Origin of the sequence: Henriciella sp., assembly GCF_049649345.1 — a bacterium.
GTDB lineage: Bacteria > Pseudomonadota > Alphaproteobacteria > Caulobacterales > Hyphomonadaceae > Henriciella.
Genome location: NZ_JBARZC010000621.1, coordinates 1 through 3,684, shown reverse-complemented (window position 1 = coordinate 3,684; position 3,684 = coordinate 1). Strand labels below are relative to the sequence as shown.

The following is a 3,684-nucleotide window of genomic DNA, read 5'->3' as shown; positions in this document are numbered from 1 at the left end:
GTCTTCCACCTTCAGGGACAGCGACTTGATCTCCTCGCCCATCAGGGCGACCAGCCCCTTCAGATCGTCAGGATCGTCCGGGAGGGATTTGAGCGTCTCCAGCATGGCTGGAATATACCGAAACGGTGGCCGTGACGGAACAAGAAACGCGCCAAACGCCCTGTTTTATTGACTATCCCGCCTGCAATGGCCGCCATGTCCTTTGCGGCATGCGCCAGTCGATCCCCTCCAGCGAAGGTGTTTCTGGATACCCCTGTTGGTGATGCTGACGAATCCTTTCCGGAGGACGTTCAGGTCCTTGATCCACGGCACCCGCTCTATGGGCGCTCGTTCCAGGTTCTTGGCCGATCGAGCTTTTGCAGGGGGAGTTCTTCCCCCTGCTACGAGGTCGCGTATCGCGATGGGGTCACACTGAATGTGCCCGTGGCGGCGACCGAGCCGCTTGCTTTGCCAACCATGCCCACAAAATTGAGCGTTGATGCTTTGCTGAATCTACTAAATGTGGTAGATATGGAGCATCATGAGCACGGCACCCGAAGATCTTTGGACGACGCTGCCGGTGACGCTAAGGCGCCAGATCATCGGCGATATTGCCGTGGTTCTGGCGGAGGTCTTTCGTGATGTTCGAGTTGATTCAGCCGATGCATCTGAAGCGCAAAGCTGTTGTCTACATCCGGCAGTCGACGCCCCATCAGGTCGTGAGCAACAAGGAGAGCCTGAGGCTCCAATACGCGCTGCGCCAGCGCGCCCGCGACCTCGGATGGCATGAGGCCGATATTGACGTGATCGACGCCGATCTTGGTCTGAGCGGCGCGTCCGCGACGCATCGCAGCGGGTTCCAAGAGCTTGTCGGCCGGGTCGGGCTCAGCGAAGTGGGGATGATCTTGTCCATCGACGTGACACGGCTCGCGCGCAACTGTTCCGATTGGTATCCTCTTCTGGACATCTGCGGGCTGCGGGGATGTCTGATCGCCGATCGCGACGGCGTCTATGATCCCGGCAGCGCCAACGGGCGCCTGCTGCTCGGCCTCAAGGGAACCATATCCGAACTGGAGCAGCATACGATCCGCAGCCGCCTGACGGCCGGTCTCATTGCCAAGGCTCAGCGTGGCGAGCTCGCGCTCACCTTGCCGGTCGGCCTCGTGCGGGACCCCAGCGGTGTGGTGCTGAAAGACCCCGATACGGCTGTTCAGGGCCGGATCGGTCTTGTGTTTGAGCTCTTCATGAAGCTGCGCAGCGTCGCCAAGGTGATGCGCACGCTGAATGCCCGTGGCCTCGATCTGCCACGCAGGGACCGGCACGGCGAGCTGCACTGGGCCCGCGCGACGGTTGCCGCGGTCGCAACGATCCTGAAAAATCCCGCCTACGCAGGAGCCTTCGTCTATGGCCGAACCCGCATGCGCGACACCACACCGGACGGTCGGCCTGCAGCAAAGGCAAAAGTGGCGAGATCTCTCGACGAGTGGCGTATCGTCGTGAAGGACCGGTATCCGGCCTATATCGATTGGCCGACCTATGAGAAAATCCGCAGCACCGTGAGCGACAACCGGGCCGAATACATGCGCATCAAGACAAGAGGCATCCCCCGCGACGGTGAACTTCTATTGCAGGGTATAGTGTGGTGCGGGCGATGTGGGCACAAAATGTATACCAGATACAAGGGCGGGGGAGAGTATGTCTGCAACCACTTGCGCACCCATTCCGGTTTGCCCACTTGCCAGCATATCCGGGCCAAAGCGGTGGATGCCGCTGTTGCCGACGCATTCTTGACCGCGTTGGCCCCTGCGGAACTCGATGCCCTGTCGCGCGCCCGCCGGGCCCAGAGCCAAGTCGACAGCGCCTTGCGTGCAAACGCCGAACGCGAAGTTGAGCGCAAGCGCTATGCAGCGGCCCTGGCACAGCGGCAGTACAATCGCGTCGATCCTGACAACCGTCTTGTCGCCGCCGAACTTGAGCGTCGCTGGGAAAGCGCGCTGATGGAGGTTCGAGCGGCGGAGGCGGCGCTTGCCGAGCAGTCCGCACAGCAACCGACCGCGCATGTGGCAATGGGGAAGGCTTTCACCGGCAAGGTGGTGTCCCTGGCCGGACGTCTGCCGCAAATCTGGGCGGCTCCCGCCACCACTGACGCGCATCGCAAGTCGCTACTGCGCTGCCTGGTGGACAAGGTGGTGCTCGACCGGACGCCCGAGAGCGCGCTGGTCCGCATCGTATGGCGCGGCGGGGCGGTGACCGATCTTGATATCAAGATGCGGGTAACTGCGATCACGAAACTCGCACGGGGTGCCGAAATGCGGGTGCGCCTGCTTGAACTGGCAAAGGTTGGCATGCCCGACGATGAAATCGCCCGCGTTCTCACCAACGAGGGACACCGCTCGGCAAACTGTGCCGACAAGGTTCTCCCTGTCACCGTGCAGCGCATACGGCTGGCCGAAGGCATCAAGACGCCTCCCTCGCGCAGGCGGTGGAACCACGATCCGGGCTTTCTGAGCACAACAGCTCTTGCTGCAAAGCTGGGTATCCCGGTCAACTGGCTCTATGTCCAGATCAAGAAAAAGCGTCTGCTCATCGACCCTCAGCCAACCGGTGCCTATCTGTTTCCCGACACATCAGTCGTGTTGGAAGGCGTGCGGAACCTTCGAAATCACATCATCCACGAACTGGATTTGAGAATCTGTCAGCTTGACGACAGGGGGTATCAACATGGGTGATCGAGCAGCATCGAGAGTTGCGACGGACTGAGGCTCACCTTTCCCTCCTTCGCCGCAGGCCAGACGAACCGGCCACGCTCAAGGCGCTTGGAGAACAGGCAGGCCCCCTGAGCGTCCCACCAGATGATTTTCAAAAGATCACCCCGGCGCCCTCGGAACACGAACAGATGGCCGGAATACGGGTCCTCGAGCAGAACCTTCTCGGCCTGCGCCGCCAGCGTGTTGAAGCCCCGCCGCATGTCGGTCACACCGGCCGCAAGCCACACCCGTGTATTGCTCGGCACCGGGATCATCCCATCAGCCCTTCCACAAGTCCGACAACAGACGACAGCGCCGTGGGTCCTTCGACAACGACCCGTCGTCCATCTGACAGCGTGATGTCGACCCGGTGGGCCAAGACGGGAGATGATGCCGAACCGGCTGACCCCGTGGTCGTGTCGTCGACCCGGCGGTCGACGGTGGGGCCGGAAACTTCCACCGGCAGGAAGACGCTGCCGTCTTCCGGGCCGCATGGCGTTTTGCCCGTGGCAGGGGAAAAGCGAGGGTCTTTCGACCATTTGAAGATCAGGTTCGCGTTCATCGAATAGCGACGTGCAACCTGCGCGACCGACACGCCCGGCGCCAAAGCCTGCTCGCAGATCGACCGCTTCTCTTCGTCAGCCCAGAACCGCTTCTTCTGACCCTTCTTGCCCGCCATGGAGTGCCTCAAGATGTCCACTATCGATGGTGGACACTATCAACCCCGGATTCCGCCCGTCAGAGCGGCCACAGCGGACGGATACCATCAAACCGGGGGAACTCCAACTCCAGTTCGGCTTCGTGTTGCGAATGGCAGTTGAAACCTGAACCGGCCCCTGGCGACCGGCGAAGCGAATGGCGGTGGAGAGCCCACTTCAACCAACACTGCGAACGGGACGAATGGCCGGTTCAGGGAAACTCGCCGCATCAACGTGAAGCGTTCCACTTAGGTCTAGGC

Annotated in this window: 3 protein-coding genes; 1 reads left to right on the top strand and 2 read right to left on the bottom strand. The window is 61.5% G+C overall.

What is annotated here, in order from left to right; genetic code table 11:
- The first annotated feature begins 620 nt into the window (after positions 1 to 620).
- On the top strand, positions 621 to 2,708 hold the full coding sequence (locus tag WA989_RS17235; RefSeq protein ID WP_424341712.1) for a recombinase family protein: 2,088 nt from the start codon (positions 621 to 623) through the stop codon (positions 2,706 to 2,708).
- Here the strand turns inward: WA989_RS17235 and tnpB are convergent.
- Entirely contained in the window at positions 2,696 to 3,001 is a 306-nt protein-coding gene (tnpB, locus tag WA989_RS17230; protein ID WP_424341711.1) for an IS66 family insertion sequence element accessory protein TnpB, read from the bottom strand. The two genes, WA989_RS17235 and tnpB, sit on opposite strands and share 13 nt — an antisense overlap.
- Positions 2,998 to 3,405, bottom strand: coding sequence for an IS66-like element accessory protein TnpA (gene tnpA, locus WA989_RS17225; protein WP_424341710.1), 408 nt, complete (start codon positions 3,403 to 3,405; stop codon positions 2,998 to 3,000). The genes tnpB and tnpA overlap by 4 nt, the downstream gene beginning before the upstream one ends.
- Positions 3,406 to 3,684 lie beyond the last annotated feature (279 nt).